This window comes from Marinobacter sp. S6332 (assembly GCF_023016045.1).
Taxonomy (GTDB): domain Bacteria; phylum Pseudomonadota; class Gammaproteobacteria; order Pseudomonadales; family Oleiphilaceae; genus Marinobacter.
In genome coordinates this window covers 47,805-67,532 of record NZ_JALKAP010000002.1, presented here as the reverse complement: position 1 = coordinate 67,532, position 19,728 = coordinate 47,805, and the positions used below count along the sequence as shown (strand labels likewise).

At 53.5% G+C, this 19,728-nt stretch carries 19 protein-coding genes; 12 read left to right on the top strand and 7 right to left on the bottom strand.

Annotated elements, in window-relative coordinates; genetic code table 11:
• The first annotated feature begins 107 nt into the window (after window positions 1-107).
• On the top strand, window positions 108-1,748 hold the full coding sequence (locus MWU62_RS02920) for a methyl-accepting chemotaxis protein (RefSeq protein ID WP_247113383.1): 1,641 nt from the start codon (window positions 108-110) through the stop codon (window positions 1,746-1,748).
• A 71-nt stretch (window positions 1,749-1,819) separates the two neighbouring features.
• The gene (locus MWU62_RS02915) at window positions 1,820-2,191 is read left to right on the top strand and encodes a hypothetical protein (protein WP_247113382.1); all 372 of its coding nucleotides are present in this window, start codon (window positions 1,820-1,822) and stop codon (window positions 2,189-2,191) included.
• A gap of 25 nt (window positions 2,192-2,216) precedes the next feature.
• On the opposite strand, the gene MWU62_RS02910 is transcribed toward MWU62_RS02915, so the two are convergent.
• The 5 genes from MWU62_RS02910 to MWU62_RS02890 form a co-directional block, all read right to left on the bottom strand.
• The gene (locus MWU62_RS02910) at window positions 2,217-3,518 is read right to left on the bottom strand and encodes an MFS transporter (protein ID WP_247113767.1); all 1,302 of its coding nucleotides are present in this window, start codon (window positions 3,516-3,518) and stop codon (window positions 2,217-2,219) included.
• Between the two features lie 195 nt (window positions 3,519-3,713).
• Window positions 3,714-4,814 (bottom strand): DUF1513 domain-containing protein, encoded by a 1,101-nt coding sequence (locus tag MWU62_RS02905; RefSeq protein WP_247113381.1) that lies wholly within the window; start codon window positions 4,812-4,814, stop codon window positions 3,714-3,716.
• A gap of 10 nt (window positions 4,815-4,824) precedes the next feature.
• Window positions 4,825-5,874: an imelysin family protein gene (locus MWU62_RS02900; protein ID WP_247113379.1), complete on the bottom strand. Its 1,050-nt coding sequence runs from the start codon at window positions 5,872-5,874 to the stop codon at window positions 4,825-4,827.
• Window positions 5,875-5,885: 11 nt separating this feature from the next.
• On the bottom strand, window positions 5,886-7,295 hold the full coding sequence (locus tag MWU62_RS02895) for a di-heme oxidoredictase family protein (protein ID WP_247113377.1): 1,410 nt from the start codon (window positions 7,293-7,295) through the stop codon (window positions 5,886-5,888).
• A gap of 134 nt (window positions 7,296-7,429) precedes the next feature.
• Window positions 7,430-8,728, bottom strand: a complete 1,299-nt coding sequence (locus MWU62_RS02890; RefSeq protein ID WP_247113375.1) for an imelysin family protein — start codon at window positions 8,726-8,728, stop codon at window positions 7,430-7,432.
• A gap of 220 nt (window positions 8,729-8,948) precedes the next feature.
• Between MWU62_RS02890 and MWU62_RS02885 the strand changes: the two genes are divergently transcribed.
• The 4 genes from MWU62_RS02885 to MWU62_RS02870 all read left to right on the top strand — a co-directional run bounded on the left by MWU62_RS02885 (window position 8,949) and on the right by MWU62_RS02870 (window position 12,175).
• A complete protein-coding gene (locus MWU62_RS02885; RefSeq protein WP_247113374.1) occupies window positions 8,949-9,107 on the top strand; it encodes a hypothetical protein in 159 nt (52 codons plus the stop codon).
• Between the two features lie 88 nt (window positions 9,108-9,195).
• A complete protein-coding gene (gene rlmJ, locus MWU62_RS02880) occupies window positions 9,196-10,035 on the top strand; it encodes a 23S rRNA (adenine(2030)-N(6))-methyltransferase RlmJ (RefSeq protein WP_247113373.1) in 840 nt (279 codons plus the stop codon).
• A gap of 35 nt (window positions 10,036-10,070) precedes the next feature.
• Entirely contained in the window at window positions 10,071-11,363 is a 1,293-nt protein-coding gene (locus MWU62_RS02875; RefSeq protein WP_247113371.1) for a hypothetical protein, read from the top strand.
• An 8-nt stretch (window positions 11,364-11,371) separates the two neighbouring features.
• Complete coding sequence (locus MWU62_RS02870) at window positions 11,372-12,175, top strand: mechanosensitive ion channel domain-containing protein (protein WP_247113370.1); 804 nt, start codon at window positions 11,372-11,374, stop codon at window positions 12,173-12,175.
• A gap of 91 nt (window positions 12,176-12,266) precedes the next feature.
• Here MWU62_RS02870 and MWU62_RS02865 read toward each other — a convergent pair whose 3' ends face one another.
• A complete protein-coding gene (locus MWU62_RS02865) occupies window positions 12,267-12,671 on the bottom strand; it encodes a DUF4168 domain-containing protein (RefSeq protein ID WP_247113369.1) in 405 nt (134 codons plus the stop codon).
• A 201-nt stretch (window positions 12,672-12,872) separates the two neighbouring features.
• Here MWU62_RS02865 and MWU62_RS02860 point away from each other — a divergent pair, with 201 nt between their 5' ends.
• From MWU62_RS02860 to MWU62_RS02845, 4 genes are read left to right on the top strand one after another with little or no spacing between them, the layout of a single operon-like run.
• Window positions 12,873-14,345, top strand: coding sequence for an ATP-binding protein (locus MWU62_RS02860; RefSeq protein ID WP_247113368.1), 1,473 nt, complete (start codon window positions 12,873-12,875; stop codon window positions 14,343-14,345).
• A complete protein-coding gene (locus MWU62_RS02855; protein WP_247113366.1) occupies window positions 14,342-15,787 on the top strand; it encodes a sigma-54 dependent transcriptional regulator in 1,446 nt (481 codons plus the stop codon). The genes MWU62_RS02860 and MWU62_RS02855 overlap by 4 nt, the downstream gene beginning before the upstream one ends.
• Window positions 15,784-16,692 (top strand): DMT family transporter, encoded by a 909-nt coding sequence (locus tag MWU62_RS02850; protein ID WP_247113364.1) that lies wholly within the window; start codon window positions 15,784-15,786, stop codon window positions 16,690-16,692. The genes MWU62_RS02855 and MWU62_RS02850 overlap by 4 nt, the downstream gene beginning before the upstream one ends.
• On the top strand, window positions 16,682-16,960 hold the full coding sequence (locus MWU62_RS02845; protein ID WP_247113363.1) for a GIY-YIG nuclease family protein: 279 nt from the start codon (window positions 16,682-16,684) through the stop codon (window positions 16,958-16,960). Before MWU62_RS02850 ends, MWU62_RS02845 begins: the two co-directional genes overlap by 11 nt.
• On the opposite strand, the gene MWU62_RS02840 is transcribed toward MWU62_RS02845, so the two are convergent.
• Complete coding sequence (locus tag MWU62_RS02840; protein WP_247113361.1) at window positions 16,938-17,831, bottom strand: alpha/beta hydrolase; 894 nt, start codon at window positions 17,829-17,831, stop codon at window positions 16,938-16,940. The two genes, MWU62_RS02845 and MWU62_RS02840, sit on opposite strands and share 23 nt — an antisense overlap.
• A gap of 79 nt (window positions 17,832-17,910) precedes the next feature.
• Between MWU62_RS02840 and MWU62_RS02835 the strand changes: the two genes are divergently transcribed.
• Window positions 17,911-18,927 carry an alpha/beta hydrolase gene (locus tag MWU62_RS02835; protein WP_247113360.1) on the top strand — a complete coding sequence of 339 codons (1,017 nt, stop codon included), beginning with the start codon at window positions 17,911-17,913 and terminating at the stop codon, window positions 18,925-18,927.
• A gap of 78 nt (window positions 18,928-19,005) precedes the next feature.
• Window positions 19,006-19,662 carry an OmpA family protein gene (locus MWU62_RS02830; protein WP_247113358.1) on the top strand — a complete coding sequence of 219 codons (657 nt, stop codon included), beginning with the start codon at window positions 19,006-19,008 and terminating at the stop codon, window positions 19,660-19,662.
• The last annotated feature ends 66 nt before the right edge of the window (window positions 19,663-19,728 follow it).

Here is a 19,728-nt window from a genome sequence, read left to right as displayed (position 1 = left end):
ATTAAATCAACTAAAGTATGAGTTATTAACCCGCTTTAATTCCCTAGTCTCTAAATTGGCCGGATAACCGTGTACCCATCAGTAACAATAACAATGACGAGGTTTTTATGGGGTTGCTTGATCGTGCAACTGTGTTTTGGGGAGGCGCAATTAGTATCGTTCTTGCGCTTGCCTCTGCTTTGGTGGCGCCCTTGTTAGGTTTAGACCCGACATCGCTGGTAATCGGCTTGGTTATCGGTCTTGTGGCCGCTGCGGGCTTTCTGGTTGTTAGAGTTTTGGAGCCGACTGACCGTGGACTCAACGATTTGAACAGTGGCACATTGGACGAAAATAGCCCTCTTCGATCCCGCTGTCAGGCGCTCCTTGCCGATGCCCAATCGGGGCGGGCTTTAGTGGAGGCGCTTTCCGGAAGTGCGGATAAAAATGCCATTTCAGCGGCGCAGGTATCTTTCGCTGCCGATCAGCTCAAAGTGCAGCTTGAGCGCCAAGTTCAAGAAACTGCCCAGATGGCAGATTATGCGGGGCAGATTACGGAAACCGTGCGGGAATCCTCACAACAAGCAACCGAAGCCTCCACCATGGCCCTGCAGAATCGGCAGGCCAGTACCGAAGGTCGTCAGGCGCTGACCGCGGCCATCGAGAGCATTCGAGTTGTACATCAGCAATCCGGTGAAAACCTGCGGCTAATTCAAGAGCTTAACGATAAATCCAACAAAATTCAGGGTGTAACCGCTACCATTCAGGGCATTGCTGAGCAAACCAATCTGCTGGCACTGAATGCGGCCATTGAAGCGGCCCGGGCAGGTGATCAGGGGCGCGGCTTTGCAGTGGTTGCCGATGAAGTTCGGCAGCTGGCGGGGCGCACGGCTCAGGCTACAGGTGAGGTGGCAGAAACTCTGCAGGAGATTCGCTCCGATACAGCATTGATAGTGACTCGCATTGAAGACCTAGCCCGCAGTGTAGAGGAGGGCTTAGGTTCCGTAGAAACCGTTGGCGAGCGGCTTGATCAAATACGGGATCAGTCAGATCGCGTGCAGCAACAGGTGGCACGCATTGCGGAAATTGACCAGAACAATGAAGTTAGCCTAACTCATGTGTTTTCTGCCATTGAAACCGTTAGGGACCAGATCTCTGAAAGTGATACTAACGTTGTTTCCCTTGCGGAACAGGCCGCTACGTTGATGGAGCTAGCGGAAATAGGCAATGCTGCCTTTGCGTTGAATAGTGGTTCCAGCTATCACCGATTTTTTTACGATCAGGCACGTGCTGGCGCTGGGCAGATCGGAGAAATTTTTGAGAAGGCTGTGCGCGATGGCAAGCTCGCTGAAAACATGTTGTTTGATAAAACAAGAAAACCGATTCCCGGTACTCAGCCTGCAAAATATTCAAGCAGCTTCGATGCGTTTACTGATCAGTTTTTGCCTGAGGTTCAGGAAAAGGTAAAAGCTTCGCATCCTGCGTTGGTATTTGCGATTGTCGCAGCTCCCGATGGCTACATTCCCACCCATAACAGGGATTTTGCCCATGCGCCCACCGGTGACCCAGATGTTGATCTGGTGCGCAGTCGCAGCAAGCGTTTGTTTAATGACCGTACAGGCATCCGTTGTGGCAGCCATACCGAAGATATGTTGCTGCAGACCTATAGGCGCGATACCGGCGAAGTAATGCATGACCTTTCGGTACCGATATATGTGAATGGACGGCATTGGGGTGGCTTCCGGCTTGGATACCGTCCGGATAATCACTGATCCGGAGGCTGGGAAAACCGCTCAATGGCTTGTGATAAACTCTGGAATTACACTTAAAAAGGAGAGATGCCTTGGCTGATCCTGAGTACATTCCCGTCGATGAAGGCGCGGATGAGTTGTCACGCAAAACTGATCCCGCACGTAATCTGGCGGTTGTTGTCTACATACTTCAGGGGTTATCATTTTTTCTAGGGGGCATTACCGGACTGGCGGGTGTAATCATCAATTACATAAAGCTGGATGATGTTCGCAGCACCTGGGTTGAGCCGCACTTCCGGTGGCAGATTCGCACCTTCTGGATAGGCTTGTTGTGGACCGTTATTGGTGTTGTAACCAGCTTTATTATTATCGGATGGTTCATTCTCATTGGTATAGCGATATGGGTCATCTACCGCATTGTAAAGGGCGCCTTGGCGTTGAACGACGGCAAAGCACCCGGTTGACATAGCTAGTTGAGGGCTGGGTAGCCTAGCCCTCGGTCACTTCTTTGAGCCGAATGGCACTGAGAGTACCAGCCAGCCCCATCAAGCCAAGCACCACAATCACCGCTGAGTTTGATATCAGCGAGAGCAGCGCTGTCAGTCCGCCGGTTGCAAGCAGCAGAAAGCCGATCACCGTATTGCTGACGGCAGTATAATCAGTGCGTTTGTTGCCCCCCGCCATGTCCACCAAGTAGGTTTTCCGGCCCAGTCTCACGCCCGCATGGGCAATGCTCAATGTAAAGAAGGCGAGTGGGTAAAACCAGCCGTTGCCGACACCTGTGCCGGCAAACATGGCGGTCAGGCCAACGCCCAAACACACCGCACTGGCAATAGCCGCGCCACGAATCATCACTCGCCGGCTGGAAGTATCTGCCATCCAGCCCCAAAAGCTTGCGGATACCGAACTGGCTAAACTACTCGCCAAAAGAAATACGCCAAGCATTAAACCAGTATCTGACTCTTTCTGAGCCAACACCACGAAATAGGGCGAGGCCAATGCCGAGCACAGTAGCAAAGCACGAGTGATAACAAAGTTTCGAAAGGGTGCGTCATCGCGCAGCAGCGAAAGGCTATGTAGCGCTTCAGAGAGAGCGTTGCCGCCGCCACCGGTCTCCCCGTCGTGTTCATCTACACCGGCAAACAGCAGCCCGGCAATGATCCACAGTGCAGCGGCAAGCAGGAGCAACAGGCTATAAAATGCCAGAGTGGGGTCGCCGCGCTCCCAGAACAGTAACACCGTTAAAACAACAGTAGCGGTGCCGCCTATGGTGGCCGCAAGGCCCGAGAGCCTACCCCGGCGGGTTTTCGGAATGCACTTTCCCTGCACGTCTTTCATGGCCACAGAGCAAAAGCCCCGCGATAGGGAAAACACTATCAGTGCGGCAATAATGCCGCTACCGGCGGCATAGCCGTCAAGAAACCAGACGCAAGCAGCCATGGCCGTGACACTGATCGCCTGACCAAAACTGCCGAGAGTCCAGAACCATTTGCGCACCGGCTTACGGCGAACCCAGGCTGCAATCATCATCTGGGGCACCATGGAGCCGGACTCTCGGATGGGTACAAGCCATGCCACCAGTGCGGGTGCTCCAATGGCACTCATCAACCAAGCAAGCACCGTTTTGGGGCTGATCAGCAGGTCGCCTAGCTTGGTCAGCACGTTGGCTGCCAAAATCAGGAAGAAATTTCGAGGTACCACATGGCAGGCTTCCGCCGGGATGTCTTTGCAAACACGGGCGTCTTCTTCGTTGGCAATCAGGCTATAGAGCCGGTCGACTGAGCGCTCCAGAGTGCCGGTTGCTGCGTCGGTGCTTTCTTGTGACGATATATTGTTCTGTGAAGGTGTCTGTTGCTGGGACAAGCCGCCGTCCTCCGGAAAATGGATAGCCAAGGATACCAGCCGGGCTGGCGCTCCTGAACCCCGGAATGCAGTCTTGAACCCCGGAATAAAGCCCTGAACTCTTAAAGTTAAGGTTTGCGGCTGTTACACCAGATGATGATCCCATTGAACGAGCATGTTAGCGATCTCTACTCCCGGCTTTCCCTTACCTATGCGAACCAGCTTGCCACGCCCTGAAGACACTAGAAAATCCCCACCTGCCAGAGCTTCAACGCCGGCACAATCTGCAATGGCGCTTTTTTCAATAACCTCTCCAGTGCGGCCATTGAAGATTAGAGCTGTGCCTCCGATCGGGGAGGCAATGGCGACCAGTTCGTTCTCCGGGTGTGCAATTATGCTGGAAATATAATTGCCCAGCTCCCGGTGAACTGACTCACCAAAGTCAATCTCTTCATAATGCCCGTTCCGGTAGCGTGCGACGAGCGGCGGTAGCTCGTGGTCTGGGCCTTGATATTGATAGGCTGAGTAAACCGTGCCGTTGGGCGCCACATCTACATGCCGGGTACTGAGTTGGTGATGGGATGGCCGGAACCGGGCGAGAATGTCGCCAGAGACTCTATCCATCATCACCAGTGCTGGTTTCATGGTGGGCAGATTTAGCTTGATGCGATCGTAATCTGGGTGAGTAAGAATACCTCCCAGCCCCACCACCAGTGTTTGGCCGTCTGGATGCATAGTGATCTGGTGCGGGCCTATGCCGTTCAGCTCAAAGGTGTCCACCCGTCGATAATTCTGATGGCTATCGTAAACTGCGATAATGCCTTCTCCGGGTTCATAGCGGTTAACAGGAGCGTACAAATAGCGACCGTCTGGCGAGAATACGCCATGACCCACAAAATGCTCGCCTTTGACCGCTTCAATGCGGTGCCGTTGTTCGCCCGTTTTGCTGTTAAGTACGTAGAACGCCCAGCCAGGCCTGCGTTCAAAGAACAGTACTTCGGCGGTGCCCGGTCGGTTGCAGCCGCTATGACAGCGAGTATTAACCGGTGCCTGCCATAGCATTTGCCCACTCGGGGCTATGGCGCCCACCGCAAATCGACCGTCTGCCAGACCGATTGCCCCCGTGTACTGCTGTGGGCTATTGCTGCCAGCTTTGCGCGGTAGCATACCGCAACCTGAGAAGGTGAGTGCTGCGCTACCAGCAAGCGTGGCCTTAATCAGGCTTCTGCGAGTCAGTTCAGGCATTGGCTGCTCCTCAGTCACCATCGCTGGAGTTAAAGCCGCGTACAACCTCAAGCTCAACCGCAGCCCGATCATTCACCAGAGCAGTGAGCTGTGTGAGGTCTATATAAAGGCTTTGAAGGGGTTTGAATGCGTTGTCGTCAGACAGCAACGGTGCCATCGGGCGATCGAGTTCGGGAAAGTTAGCTAATACTTCCTCAAATTGTTGCTCGATCCGTTTAGCCAAGTCGGTTTGCTCACGATCGTTAAGGAGCTTTGAAAAGGCTGGCATGAAGTGCTTCTTTAGCCCTTGAACACTTGCGTCTGCGGCGATTAGGCTGGCTCCGCTGCGCCATGCATCAGCGCTGTAAACCGAGCGCTTGCCATTACCACGCAACCCCATGGGTGTGGCCAGACGACGCTCTTCAAGAATTTCCAGCCCAGCCATGGCGGCACGAATAGTTGTATCTGTGTACTGCTCGCTGCCAAGGTAGTTGCCCTGAAAACCCTTCCAATCGGTAGCCAGTGTTTCGCCGTTGCGGGCGATATGACGGGTCACGGCTGCCAGTAATTCACAACTACGCCCTGCCGGTAGGGCATTTTCGCTGCTGTTGAATGTTTGGTCGTAAAGCAGGTACTCAACCATTGGAAAGCCTTGTACGGCGACGCCGGATTGAGCAATTTTTTCAGGTGTGATGGGTGCCTCGTTTTTGAGCAAATAAGAGGCTTTGCGCGCAACTAAATTTTTTGGGTCTGGCCAGAACTGGAATTGCCACGCACGGTTATTTTCTTCTACAGGCCCAAAATCTATAAAACGCACCTGCTGCCACGCGAGAAATGCATCCAACCAAAGTCGCTTTGTTTGCTCCAGCTCTTCAGAGGACGGGCTTTGGCAGTAGGTCTGCGCTTGGGTTTCCAGCGCTTGGCTCTGTGTTGCCAGGCTCTGGTAGCCCGCCAGAATATCTTTATGCCATTGCGTTCGATAAACAGCGGTCGGGTCACTAGCGTTCTTGTCGTCTGCCGCCATTAGTGGCACGGCGGTCAGTGATGAGGCCAGAAGGAGAGTCAGTGCCAGTCGCTTCATATCAGGCTCCGTTAAAGTGAATTCAGGAAGTCGAGCAGAGCTTGACGGTCGTCGGCGCTGAATTGGCTGAACTGGGCCACGGCCGGGGCTGCTTCGCCACCGTGCCAGAGAATGGCCTCTTCCATCGTGCGCGCTCGGCCATCATGCAAAAAACCGGCTTGCGGATTAACAGTTTGCGCCAAACCTATGCCCCAGAGTGGCTGGGTGCGCCATTCGTTGCCGTTTGCCAGAAACTCATCGCGGCCATCGGCAAGGGCAGGGCCCATATCGTGCAGTAGCATGTCGGTGTAAGGCCAGATGGTTTGATTACTCAAATCTGGCCGTTCTGGATCGGTACCTGTGATGTGGCGAGGAGTGTGGCAGCCTGCGCACCCGGCTTCGTTAAAAAGCCGCGCGCCCCGTTGTACGGAGGGATTCTCCATATTGCGCCGCGCGGGCACAGCTAAGCTTTTGGCGTAAAAGGTGACAAAGTTTGCGATCTTGTCGCTGACCTCTGGCTGGCCGCCGTCTGGAAACTGTTCACATTTTTGCTCTGGCGTGCAGTCGGTAGCAGGTTTTAGGCTGGATGTTAGCCCCATGTCGCCTGCAAAGGCGCCCATGCTTTGTTGGTGAACATTGGGTTCCGCCGCTTTCCAGCCGAAACGGCCGGCGGCCGTTTGCTGTGTTTCCAGATTCCAGACTTGGTTAAGCTTGCCCGAAACGCCATCACCGTTTGCATCTTGTGAATCAGCCAAGGCTTCCAAGTCAGCAATTGGAATTGCCTCGAGCAACCCCATGCCGATCATTGGTGGTGCAACTCTTGGAGAAATCAGAAGATCTTCGGGCAGTGGGCCGTAGTTTGGGTTCTCTATCCGGTAAATAGGCTCTCTAAGCTCCACCTCGGTGCCGTCAGCTAGAGTTTTGGTTATTGTGTTCCATGAAAGCACCATACTCGCTTCTGGTTTAAATGCGGGTAGGGCGGCTGTTTGCAGTTGGCTGCCGTAAACCGGTGCCGGCTTAAAACCGTGGGTTAGCAGAATATCCGAGTCTACTTCCGGATCTGCAGGAACAGCCAAGCGCAAGAACAGCGAAACGGGTGGCTCATCAACGCCGGGGGGGTGACCGCGACCATCTTTTATGTGGCAGCCCTGACAGGAGTTGGTATTAAACAAGGGGCCTAAGCCATCGCGCGCCGTGGTGCTGGCGGGTGCTTCAACCCAGGGGTTGCGGAAGAAGCTGTTGCCTACACTGAAATCCAGACGTTTCGTCATGGAGAGGTTACCCTGAGGCAGAGAGTAAGCGTTGGTGTCGAATTGCTGAACGGTGCCGTCGCCGCCGGTATCGGGTGTATCTTGCAGTGGAAAGCCCGCGTGAGAGGCTGCGTATATCGGCCCCCCCACACTTACTAGCAGCAGCCCCGTTATGAGTCGTTTTCCGGTCATTATTTCTTACCACACAATTGAATAAGCCATGGAAAATCCGCTCTCTTCAAAGCAGGCTTTCCATGGCTTGTTCTTGTTCCTTGAATTCCGGGGGCTCAAGGTGCCCCCGGTATCTGTTACTTTCTACTTATTGATCAGAAAGTGTGGCCGGCATCATCCAGCGACAGAGCCTCAAGACCCAGTTGGCGGGCTGCCTGCTCAATGGAGCCAGTTTGCTCAACCAGCGCCATGATAGCCCCGTTCACAATGCTTGCGCCCTTTGCGTTGCCCGGCGCAATCATCATATCAAACGGCATAGGGCTCTGACTTGCTTCGGCCTTTGCTTTCATCACACTCAACGCTTCCATGGAAGCGTCAAGCTGGCTATTCAAGCGCGCGTCTAGCTTCGGATTGCTCTGGCTAACCAAGTCAGACAGGGATGGGCCGGAAACCAAGCTGCCGTCTACGCGGCGGTAGCTGCCGGTGTATACGTTCTGTATGCCCTGAGCGTTGTAGTAGTGGGAGTTGTGAGTGTTATCGCTAAAGCAATCGTGCTCGTCCTCGTAGGAATTGGCTTCTAGTGCTACTTTCATGCGCTCGCCAGCCAGCTCGCCCAACGACAAAGAGCCCATACCAAATAGCATTTTCTGGACGCCTTCATCTGCGTTGGCACTCAGTAGTTGGCTGCGGTAGTTCTCAGAGCCATTGGCGGCCCATTGATTGGCCATCCACTCTAAGTCAGATACCAACAAATCGGTCACTGCATCAAGGTACTCGGCGCGGCGCTCACAGTTGCCGTTGGTGCACCCTGTGCCCTTTGCGTAGTCGGTTACCGGGCGCTCGCCGTTACCCTGTTCAAAACCGTTCAGGTCCTGACCCCAGAGCAAAAACTCAATGGCGTGGTAGCCGGTAGCAACGTTTGCCTCGGATCCACCAACCTCATTCAGGTTTGCCAGCAGCTCCGGGGTGAGGTTAGTCACATCTAGGGTTTCGCCGCCTACGTTAACACTGTTATTGGCAATGATATTTGCAGTTGCGCCAGCGTTGCCCAGCTCGTATTGGTAGTCATCGGCTTGTACATAGTCAATCAAGCCTTCATCCAAAGGCCAAGCGTTCAGCTGCCCTTCCCAATCATCAACAATCGCATTGCCAAAACGGAACACTTCTGTTTGCTGGTAGGGCACTCGTGCGGCAAGCCAGGCTTCTTTAGCCGCTTGCAAGTTGGCCTCTGTGGGGTTGGCAATGAGTTGGTCTGTCGCTTTATCCAGAGCTTTTGCGGTAATCAGGGCGTCCTCATATCCAGCATGCGCCAAGTTTGCGTAGTGCTCTACAACCGAGGCTTTGGTGGCAGGTTGTGAGGTTGCTGAATCAGACGTGGCGGTATTGGCGCAGCCTGCGCTCATGGCTGCGGCAATAGTGAGCGCAAGAGGGGCTGGTCGAAACAGTGTTTTCATTGAGAACTCCGGATTTCGATGAACGGTTATGGTAATCGGATGCATTATCGTTCGTAATTATGTTGACTAAAGCGCCACAACGCAAGGAAACCTTGACGCGGAGCAAGGTTTATCAATCAAGATGTCTTCCAATATTAAATTTTAATGATAATCATTTGCAAATACTGTTTGTGCTGCTAAATTTCGATCTGGACAGGTTCTTAATTGAGAAGGAAGCATCATGAGTACATCAGTAGTGCGTTTGGCAGGCTCTTCAAAAACTGTTTTCACCGCATGGCAATCACTTCGCAAGTCGGTGGATAAAACCAGTGCGCGACAGAATGAGCAGGAATCCTGCGCGGTATGTCAGCCAACCTCTCGCGATCGTAATTCTGGCTAATGTATTCATAGGGGGCTTTTTCAGGAGCTCTCTTGCACTGATGGTGTGCGCTCGGGCCTAATAGCTCCTGTTACTAGGGAGCTTATACATGTTGAGTTATCTTCACGCCTTCCATGCCGGAAACTTTGCGGATGTTCAAAAGCATGGGGCGTTGACGCTTGCCATTTCTATGATGCAAGCGAAGCCTTCGGCCATTGCCTGCTTTGATACCCACGCGGGTAGCGCCATTTACGACTTAAAGAGCGAGCGGGCGCGTAAAACGTCGGAAGCGGATGCCGGCGTGCAAAAGCTCTGGGCAAGCCGGAATGCTTTAATCTCTGAAGATTGGCAACCTGTTTTAAAAGTGCTGTCGCGCTTTAACGCGGGCGAGGGCCAGTTAACGGTCTACCCGGGCTCCCCGGCTTGGTTCCGCCGGTTCCTGCGCCCCGGGGACTCTTTAACGGCGTTTGAATTACACCCAACTGAAAGCGGCCAACTTGCCGATTGGGCAGCAAACCAGAAGGTGCGGGTAATACACGACGATGGCCTAAAGGGCTTATTGAGGCAGTTACCCCCTCCCCAGCCTAGACTGATGGCGCTGATTGATCCTTCCTACGAAATAAAGTCCGACTATTCGGATGTCGCCTCGACTCTCCAGAAAGCTTGGCACAAATGCCGCCACGGCGTTTATCTTGTTTGGTATCCCATTCTTACCAGCGGTTTGCAAACCACGCTGAAGCAGGCGGTGAAAGACAGCCCGCTACGCAAAGTGTGGTGCAGCGAGATGCACCTGAAATCGCCTCCCGAGCGAGGCATGACAGGCTCGGGTATGTTGGTCGTTAATCCGCCGTGGGGGTTTGAAGAGAGATTTTCTGCCATGATTGCAGATGTTGCAGGCGGGTCTGTAATGGGTCTCTCCCATGAATACAGTTGGTTGGTGCCTGAGTAAATCGAACAACCGCTGGCCAAGCAGGAGCTGTTTTTTTGAAGGATAACACTAACGACAACAAGGCTGCCTCGTGTCTTCCTGGTGGGTTAATGCCTGCTGAGCAATGGACACTGCCCCAAACCTCTGTACGGCGTTCATTGAAAGACGCGATCCGCCATGCCCTAACGCAGTTGCAGGCAGGTGTGTCACAGGCGGAAGAGCCCTTTGAAAGCATGGATGAACTGCCGGAGCTGTCTGCCGCACAGCAGAGGAGATTGGCGCCCGAGCCGGACTATGCCCATCAGGCAGAAGCGATTGCTTGTAGCTTGAAACAGGCCCGCTCCAGTGGCTCGCTCAGTCGTGAAGTTGTATGTTTAGTGGCGCCGCCTTTCTCAGGTATGCAGCAGGCGCTTACGCGATTCTCAGAGCCCGAGCAGCCTGGTTCTATTCAAAGCAGCGATGAAACATGGAGAGTTATTGCGCCGCCGGAAACGCTGTGTTTTGACGATCAGGAAGCCTCTAAATGGTGGGATCGTCAGGATTTATCGCGCCCCTGGGTGATTCCTGAATTGGCAGACTTTTGGCTACGGAGCCTTTCAGGTCTAGCTTTGATTCGGGAGTTGTTTCGCCGAATAGCAAATGGTGATTCCGGTGTGGGCATTGTGGGGTGTTCAAGCTGGTGCTGGAGATACTGGGGGCACTATCTTGAGAACGCCCAGATGTCTCCATGGACGCCTGCGCCCATGGATGCCGATCGGCTAGGTGCTTGGTTTACGTATTTAGCGTCTGGTAGTGGCAGATCAACGATTGTTGCCAGAATGACCGGTGATGGCCTGTATGTATTACCTCTGGCTGAGGCCGACGACGCTGAAAACAGCAAAAGCCGTAAAAAACGCAAATACAGCACGTTTTTACGTGATTTAGCAGCTACCTCCCGAGGCAACCCCGGCGTGGCTTTAGCCATCTGGCAGAGGTCCTTGCGGGCCCGGCCAGATGATGACGCCAAGCTGGAGGAAACCGACGATAAAACCGACAAGCAGAGTCAGGCAGCGGATTGCTGGGTTGTGCCGTTGGGTCGATTGAGCCTTCCGAGTATGCCTCAGAGCAAAGAGAGTGTTACCGGCTTTGTATTACACGGGTTGTTACTGCACAACGGCCTTGATATGGCCTCCTTGGAGGCGGTTACCGGCGTTTCCACATACGAATTGAGCTTGGTTTTGTCACGGTTAAAACGCGCTGAGTTAGTGGCCTGTGATCCACTTGATCAACGCTGGCAGGTTACACCCATAGGCTATCCCACGGTCAGACGCCACTTGCAAAGCTGGGGATTTCCTCTTGATCAGTTCTAGGAGGCTTTATGTTTGAGGACCTCGGAGTTAAAGACGCCTTCGCCTCTATAACCGGGCAGGCACTGCTGAAAGCGATTCTGGTTGTTGTCATCGCCTCGCTGATTACCGTTGCGGTTCAGAAGGTGCTTCCTCGCGTTGCTGAAAAACTCGGTGGTAAGCCTCGCCTTTATCTTTTGGCATCTGTGCCCTTGCTTCGATTGTTAATTATCTTCGCTACGATTGTGATCGTGGTTCCGATACTGGTTGAACCATCGTTCGAAAACATGGTGGCCATTTTTGGCGCTCTGGCGCTGGCGCTGGGCTTCGCTTTTAAGGATTACGCCAACAGTTTGATTGCAGGCATTGTTACTCTCTACGAGATGCCTTATCGACCGGGAGACTGGATTGAAGTGGGCGGGCAATACGGCGAAGTGCGAGCCATAGGTACCCGGGCGGCCGAGATTGTCACCCCCGATGATACGGTTGTGATTATTCCTCACAACAAGCTTTGGAACTCGCTCATTGCCAACGGTAACGACGGCACAGATAACTTGATGTGTGTGGCAGATTTCCACCTTGAGGCCAACCATGATGTTGGCAGGGTGCGAGAGCTACTTAGAGACGTAGCCTTTACCAGCCCGCGAACAAAAACTTGGCAGCCTGTGTTGGTGATTGTTTTCAATAAGCCCTGGGGCATGCATTACCGTTTGAAAGCTTACCCGTTTGATCCCAAGGAGCAGTTTCAGTTTATTTCTGAACTTACAGCCCGCGGCTCAGCGGAGCTGGCCCGTCAAGGCGTAAAGTTTGTCTCCGTACCTGTCTCGGTCGGTTGATTGATGCAAGCCTATTGTCCGCTTTGCAAAACAAGCAGCCCCGCTAGGCGGGGCTAAACTGACGAGCAACTGATCCGGTTTCGACGCTTGATTACATCAGCGCATCAACACGGTTACGTACTTTCGGCTCACTGCTGTAGGCGGTCGCGATGGCATTATAGGTTGGGATGTCCATACCGTTCTCTTCGATGACCGATACCATCTCATCGTTGGCCTTCATCTGCAGTTTCTGAGCTTTTTCCTGAGAATCCGCCGCTTCAATTTTTTCGATGTACTCTTCGCGCACTTCGGTGATGCCCTCCTGTGCAGCGATGAACTTTTTCAGTTCTGCATCGTTAAAGTTGGTCTTTTGTGATCCCGCGGCTGCAGGATTCGCGTAGCCGCTCGAATCGCCGGTGGCTGCAGGGCTCTGCTGGTTTTGCTCTGCCATGGTGGGCGCGGCGGCCAAAAGGACAATGGATGCAGTAACGGATACGAGTAATTTGTTCATATTCATAATCGACTTCTCCTGTTTCATTTGCGGTCACTAAGTACCTGTCAAGGTACCTATCAAGCGCCGTGCCAGTTTTAAAGGTTTAATAAATACGTTTCAAAATAACAAGTTAGGTGTTTATAGTAATTAATCTCAAGTAATGAAGGTTGTGGCTAAATGCCACATGTGGCAGAAGTGTGTGGCAATTATGGTTCGGGAGTCCAAATGAAACCGTCTTTAAGAAGTGCTGGCCACGTTTTGGGGTCGATACAGTTAACGCTGGTGTTGAGCATTGTTGTGCCCTTGTTGGTGATCAGCGGGCTTGCCATATACCTCGGATTCGGAGCCGTAGAAAAAGCCCTGAATGATCGCTTACGGGAAGATCTGGAGCTGGTTGCCCGCGCAGCCAGCGGGCCGCTTTCCCGAGCAATGCAAGAAAAAGACGAGTTGGTGATGGGGGATTCCCTGAAATCGATTTTTCGCATTGGTCGCGTTTCCGGCGCCTCGGTATTCGATAAAGAGGGTGCTCGAATCGCCAGCCTCGGGCTGGCTGACACCGATGTGGGCAACAGCGCCAGTGCCGAACAGGCAATTAGCAGCGGCGAGCTTGGAGGAGCTTTTCGCTGGGTAGATGGGCAATCAGTATTCTCGCACTTTACTCCGTTGGTGGCCGACGATGGCCGGATTCAGGGTTTGCTGCAAATCACACGTAGGCGCAGTGACTTTCATGAGCTGCTGGCATCCAGTCGCCTTTGGGCTGTATCTATCTGGTCGGCGCTTGCGGTGACGATCATCCTAGTGGTCGTATTAGGGCATTACGGCACAGTAGGGCGCCATGTCAGCCGGCTATTGAGCATCATGGGTGAGCTGGCCCCTGGCCATTGGCGGTTTGATGCAGAAGCCTCTGGCCCCCGTGAGTTGCAGCAGATTTACGGTGGTCTTCGAGAGATGGGTGAACGCATGGCGATAGCGGAGGAAGAAATACAGCAGCGAGTGGCAAAAGAACGGCAGCTTGCGCAGCGTCTAGAGTATCAGGAGAAGATTGCCATGATAGGGCGTGTGGCTGGCGGTGTGGCCCACGAACTTGGCGCGCCTTTAAACGTTATTCAGGGGCGCGCGAACATCCTCGCCCGCCACGAGCTTACGGAGGAACAACGTCGGCAACTGGATGATATCAGCTATCAAGTCGGGCGCATGACCACCATTATCCAGCAACTTTTAGACTGTTTTCGCCATGTGCCGGATTCAAGGCGGCCAATAAGCCTTAGTGCGGTTCTCAAAGATGTGCTGGATCGAGCCGGTGAAGATGAAAAATGCGAGGGCAAGCGCTTGCGAAGCGAGGGGCTTGATACGGAGTCCAAAGTGAAAGCAGAGCCAGTGAGGTTAGAGTTGGCATGTTTAAATGTGGTGCGCAATGCGTGTCAGGCCGCCAACTCTGAGGTTCTGTTATCGCTGCATCGACATAACGATGAATGGGAAGTTCGGGTTGAGGACGATGGGCCCGGCATAACTGAAGATAAGCGCAGTGCCGTATTTGAGCCCTTCTACAGTACCCGGCCGGCCGGAGAAGGAACGGGGCTGGGGCTGGCTGTGGTAAGCAGCGTTCTTAAAGAGCATGGTGGCCGGATTGAAATCGGCAACAGTGATTCAGGAGGGTGCAGAATGAGCCTGTTCTGGCCTGAGGAGGTGCTAACATGAGTGACTGTAAGGCCAAAATTCTGCTACTGGAAGATGATGCAAGTCTCGGCCTTTTGTTGAGCGAAGAGCTTGAGCTGGATGGTTACAGTGTAAGCCGTGCCGGAACAGTGCAAGAGGCGTGTGGACTGTTGAATGCAGAGACGCCTGACTTGGTTGTGTCAGACCTTCGCTTGCCCGATGGCGATGGGTTGGAGCTTCTCAAGACAGCTCAAGCTGAAGGTCACAGTCTTCCTTTTATCATCATTACCGCATTCGGAACCGTTGATCAGGCCGTGGAGGCTCTGAAAGCGGGGGCAGATGATTTTCTCACCAAACCTTTGTCTACTGACCATTTGCGTCTAAAAATACGCAGATTGTTAACTCAGGCCGATCTTACCCGGCAACTGCAGCAGTTGCTTGCGCACACTGGCACCGAGGAGAACCTTGGGCTGATTGGTGAGCATGCAAGCATGGTAAAGCTTCGATCCGAGATTCGGCAGATCGCCCGCAGTGAAGCTGCCGTGTTGATCTGCGGCGAAAGTGGCACGGGTAAAGAACTGGTGGCCAGAGCCATTCACCGGGCCAGTGAGCGAAGCTCCGGCTCGTTTGTGGCGGTCAACTGCGCAGGTATACCAGGAGAGCTCATGGAAAGTGAGTTCTTTGGCCACGAAGCAGGCGCTTTTACCGGAGCGCGCCAAGCTCGGAAAGGCCTGTTTGCAGAGGCTCACGGTGGTACCTTGTTGTTGGATGAAATTGGCGAAATGCCTCTGGCCCTGCAAGCAAAGCTTCTGCGGGTGCTGCAAGAAGGTATGGTTAAACCCGTGGGTTCGGATCAGGAAGAGCCGGTAGATGTTCGCATTCTGGCAGCCACCCACGTAGACCTGCTTAAAGCCGTGCGTGAAGGGGGCTTTCGAGAAGATCTCTACTATCGGCTGGAAACCCTGAGTTTGCGTATCCCGGCACTGCGCGAGCGGGGCGATGACGTTGATCTGCTCGCCATGCACTTTTTACGGGAGGCTGCACGGCGGCACCAACGCGGATTCTTGAAGCTCAGCGAAGTGAGCTCCCGCACCCTGATGGATTATCCGTTCCCGGGGAACGTGCGTGAACTATCTAGCGCCATTGAACGCGCGGTGACGTTTTGTGACGGCGATACCATACAACCTGACCACCTTCCGGAACGGGTTCGTAAGCGCCAAGGTGGCGCAACTACCCCGAAAACCGCGCACTCACCCGATACCATTGCTCAGTGGCCGACACTGGAAAAGTTGCAGCAAGATTACGTGCGCGAAGTGATGCAGGCGGTGAATGGCAACAAACGCCGTGCCGCCCAAATTTTAGGTATCAATCGCCGCACCTTGTACCGTTGGTTAGCGGCAGGAGAGTATGGCGCCGAAGCAATCAATGAGGGCACTTCCTCGATAACTGCTAACACGAAAGAGCCCCGGGGAGGGTTGCAATGAAAGATCAGAAAACAGCCATGCTTTACGGGCTGGGTACGGTTTTGCTCTGGTCTACGGTTGCCACCGCCTTCAAGCTAGCGCTGGCGGATTTGGCTCCGGTGCAAATGCTGTTGGTTGCATGTACCGCGTCTGTGCTCGTTATGGCAGTGATTCTGATGCTGCAAAAGCGCTGGCATTTAGTGTTCTCACTGGAGAAAAAACAATACATACAATCGTTTGGCATGGGATTAATAAATCCTTGTCTGTATTATTTCTTTCTTTTTGGCGCCTTTGACCGCTTACCGGCGCAAGAGGCCCAGCCGTTGAACTACACCTGGGCGCTGGTGTTAGCTTACCTATCGGTACCTTTTTTGGGGCACCGCTTACGCAGGCTCGATATTCTGGCTGGGTTGTTATGCTATGCAGGCGTTGTGGTGATTGCCACGCGGGGTGCTGTGACCACCTTGAGTTTTTCCGATCCTTTGGGGGTTGCTCTAGCCATAGGCAGCACGCTTGTGTGGGCTTCGTATTGGATTATTGCCACTCGTGATACTCGGGACCCTGTGGTGGGGCTATTTCTGAACTTCTCTTTCGGTCTACCGGTAATTGCTTTGATTTGCTGGTGGACAGAAAGCTTGAATTTGCCGGTAACCGGGTCGCTGGTAGCCGCTCTGTATGTAGGCATCTTCGAGATGGGTATTGCCTTTGTGCTTTGGTCTTACGCCATGAAAAAAGCTGAAAACACATCCCGGGTAAGCAACCTGATTTTTATTTCTCCGTTCCTGTCGCTGGTGTTTATCTACTTTATTTTGGGTGAGCAGATTTTACCCTCGACCTATATAGGTCTGGTGTTGATTATGGCGGGGCTCTGGCTGCAGCAGAAGAAAACGAAAGAGCGTGAACAGGGGCTGGCAGATGGCCAGTGAATGGTTTGTATACATGGTTCGCACCGCCCGTGGTGCGTTATATACGGGCATTACTACCGATGTGCCCCGTCGCTTTGCCGAGCATCAAGCTGGCGCTCCCAAAGGAGCGCGGAGCTTGAGGGGCAAAGGCCCGCTGGAGTTAGTGCTTAGCTTGCCTGCAGGGGATCGCAGCCGGGCTTCGAAGCTGGAGTGGCATATCAAACAATGGCCGAGGCAGCGCAAAGAGGCGCTGGTGCTGGGTAAGCTCAGCCTGCCAGATGCGCTCTGATATGCTTGCCAGCCGTCTGTACGGCGGCTGTGGCTCTGTCTAGCTGGCCGCTGTGTACCTGAAACACGTGCCAAAGACTGTTGAACACCTCCAGCTGAGTGTTTACCCCAGCCTTTCTCGCCGCATTCGCAAGACGTTCTGCATCGTTAAGCAGAATTTCCTGACTCCCGACTTGCACTAAAAGTGGCGGTAAGCCTTTAAAGTTTCCGAAAATTGGCGAAATGAGTGGGTGGTTGAGAGGCTCATGAGCGGCATAGAGCTTTGCAGCTTTCGCTGTCCAGCGTGCTTGCAGAACGGGCTCGCATTCAGGCGAATACAGTTCTTTTTGAGTCAAATCCGCCCAGGGTGAAAAAACCGTAACGGAAGAGGGCAGTGGCTGATTGCGATCACGCAAGCGCATGGCTAAGGCAATGGACAACCCGCCGCCTGCAGAGTCGCCAGCAATGGCGATTTGTTCAGGATCAAAGCCTTCATCTATCAACGCAAACCAGGCAGCCTCAGCGTCGTCTAATGCAGCTGGAAATGGGTGCTCGGGCGCAAGGCGGTAGTCTGGTGTGACCACCATGCAGCCGCTGGCTTTCGCCAAATGGCCGGTGAGGCCTTTATGGGTGGCTGCAGAGCCGATGATATAACCGCCGCCGTGCAGATATAGCACAGCGCCTTGTGTGGTTGGGCCGAAAGAGCTTCTAATAACCGGCCGGCCAGCCAAGGTGCCAGTTTGAAAGCGGCAGCCACTAGGCGGTATAGAGCTCCTATAGGCTTGGCGGATCAATCGGCGTTGAACGGAAATGGGGATTGCCGGGTGAAGGGCTGGCCTAACCAAACGAGTCATGGTTTGGCGCAGCGCAGTTTCAAGAAGATGTTGCAACATCTGTGTTATGCCCCCGCTATGGGTTAGGATTGTGCATCGAAATTCGTATTATCTATTCATGACAGGCGTTTAACTCTACGTGTACTGGAAAACAGATACCATAGAAATACCCGACTGGGACCGTGGCTCCTTGCTTGAGAGACTTGAGCCTTTTGATCCCGATGGACGGGAAGAACTCAGCGACGAGATGGTGGCGTATTGCCGTTTCTACGGCCTTGACCTATGGGTGGAACACCCTGAGGTTGCCTACCATCAAGGCTATGTGACGGCAGGCGAACACGAGGTTATGGTGCATTACTTCCGGCTGCCCGAACCACGAGCCGAAAAAGGTACTGTGTTTATTATGCACGGCTATTTTGATCATGTTGGCCTATATAGCCAGTTGATTGATCGCTGTCTCGCTGCCGGTTTTGATGTGCTGGCGTATGACCAGCCGGGCCATGGGCTTTCCAGTGGCACACCGGCGGCCATTGGCAGTTTTTTGGAGTATCAGGGGGTTTTGTCGCAAGTTCTGGCCCATGTTCGCGATAAAATCCGCGGACCTTGGTTTGCGGTAGGACAAAGTACGGGAGGAGCCATATTGATCGACTACCTTCTGTCTAACCACCACTCTACGGAAACGTCGGAGTTCCGGAAGGTGGTTTTGCTGGCACCACTGGTGCGCCCCGCGGGCTGGCTTGGCGCCAAGGTTTTGCACACTTTGGTTAAGCCGTTTATGACCCGATGGCAGCGTGTATTTGCCGCCAATAGTGGCAATACCCGTTTTTTGCGCTTCCTGCGTGAGCATGATCCGTTGCAGGCAAGGGCCGTGCATGTGGATTGGGTGAGTGCGTTACGAATCTGGATACCGCACATTGAATCTGCTCGGCCGGTGGACTTTCCGGTGACGGTTGTTCAGGGCGAAAAAGACCAAACGGTAGACTGGCAACACAATCTGAGAATAATCCGCAACAAGTTCGCAGCGGTAGAGGAAGTGAGGATTGCCGACGGACGTCATCATCTGGTGAATGAAGCCAAGGATCTACAGGCAACCGTGTTCAACACGATTATTGATACTTTTGAACATTCAGCGGTAGGCGCTTCTAAAAACTCCTGAAGCCACAATGAGAAGGCTCTGTAGTTGAAAGCTTCAAGCTGAATAGCGCCTGCAAAAATATCGCCACAGGAGAATTGTGTGAAGAAAACGATGCTTGCATTAGCCGTAACGACCATGGGTCTTGCTGGCTGTATGACCTATGACCCGTATACTGACGAAGAGAAAACATCGAACGCGACCAAGGGCAGTATTATTGGTGCTGTTGGTGGAGCTGCCGTAGGTGCGGCAACCTCGAGTAAAAGCGATCGTGGCAAAGGCGCGCTTATTGGCGCTGCCAGCGGTGCGGCAGTGGGTGGTGGTATTGGCTACTACATGGATCGGCAGGAAGCAGAGCTGAGGCATAAGCTCAAAGGCACAGGTGTTCGGGTTGTTCGCAACGGCGATAAAATTGAGCTGGTAATGCCCGGCAATATCACGTTCGAGCTGGACCAGACCGCTATCCGCTCCGGCTTCACGAGCACGCTTGAATCAGTGTCTTTGGTATTGAAAGAGTTCGACAAGACCATTATTCAGATTGAGGGTCACACAGACAGTTCCGGTGCTGATAACTACAACCAGTTGCTCAGCGAGCGCCGTGCGGGCTCTGTGCGAGACTTTCTGCTCAACCAAGGCATCGAGTCTAAGCGCACCCGTGCTGTTGGATACGGTGAGCGTTATCCAATTGCGTCTAACGATACCGCTGCAGGGCGTGAGCAGAACCGCCGTGTTGAGCTGACTTTGGTGCCCATGAAGTAACACGTAAATAACCTGAGCTCGGGCGTTGCCTGAGCATAAAAAAACCGGAGCTGCATGCTCCGGTTT

Excerpts from the sequence above, each read along its gene's own strand:
- MWU62_RS02905 (WP_247113381.1), bottom strand. The coding sequence starts at position 4,814 with ATGCCTGAACTGACTCGCAGAAGCCTGATTAAGGCCACGCTTGCTGGT.
- MWU62_RS02840 (WP_247113361.1), bottom strand. The coding sequence starts at position 17,831 with ATGTTGCAACATCTTCTTGAAACTGCGCTGCGCCAAACCATGACTCGT.
- MWU62_RS02890 (WP_247113375.1), bottom strand. The coding sequence starts at position 8,728 with ATGAAAACACTGTTTCGACCAGCCCCTCTTGCGCTCACTATTGCCGCA.
- MWU62_RS02885 (WP_247113374.1), top strand. The coding sequence starts at position 8,949 with ATGAGTACATCAGTAGTGCGTTTGGCAGGCTCTTCAAAAACTGTTTTC.
- MWU62_RS02920 (WP_247113383.1), top strand. The coding sequence starts at position 108 with ATGGGGTTGCTTGATCGTGCAACTGTGTTTTGGGGAGGCGCAATTAGT.
- MWU62_RS02865 (WP_247113369.1), bottom strand. The coding sequence starts at position 12,671 with ATGAATATGAACAAATTACTCGTATCCGTTACTGCATCCATTGTCCTT.
- MWU62_RS02850 (WP_247113364.1), top strand. The coding sequence starts at position 15,784 with ATGAAAGATCAGAAAACAGCCATGCTTTACGGGCTGGGTACGGTTTTG.
- MWU62_RS02860 (WP_247113368.1), top strand. The coding sequence starts at position 12,873 with ATGAAACCGTCTTTAAGAAGTGCTGGCCACGTTTTGGGGTCGATACAG.
- MWU62_RS02895 (WP_247113377.1), bottom strand. The coding sequence starts at position 7,295 with ATGACCGGAAAACGACTCATAACGGGGCTGCTGCTAGTAAGTGTGGGG.
- rlmJ (WP_247113373.1), top strand. The coding sequence starts at position 9,196 with ATGTTGAGTTATCTTCACGCCTTCCATGCCGGAAACTTTGCGGATGTT.
- MWU62_RS02900 (WP_247113379.1), bottom strand. The coding sequence starts at position 5,874 with ATGAAGCGACTGGCACTGACTCTCCTTCTGGCCTCATCACTGACCGCC.
- MWU62_RS02845 (WP_247113363.1), top strand. The coding sequence starts at position 16,682 with ATGGCCAGTGAATGGTTTGTATACATGGTTCGCACCGCCCGTGGTGCG.
- MWU62_RS02855 (WP_247113366.1), top strand. The coding sequence starts at position 14,342 with ATGAGTGACTGTAAGGCCAAAATTCTGCTACTGGAAGATGATGCAAGT.
- MWU62_RS02870 (WP_247113370.1), top strand. The coding sequence starts at position 11,372 with ATGTTTGAGGACCTCGGAGTTAAAGACGCCTTCGCCTCTATAACCGGG.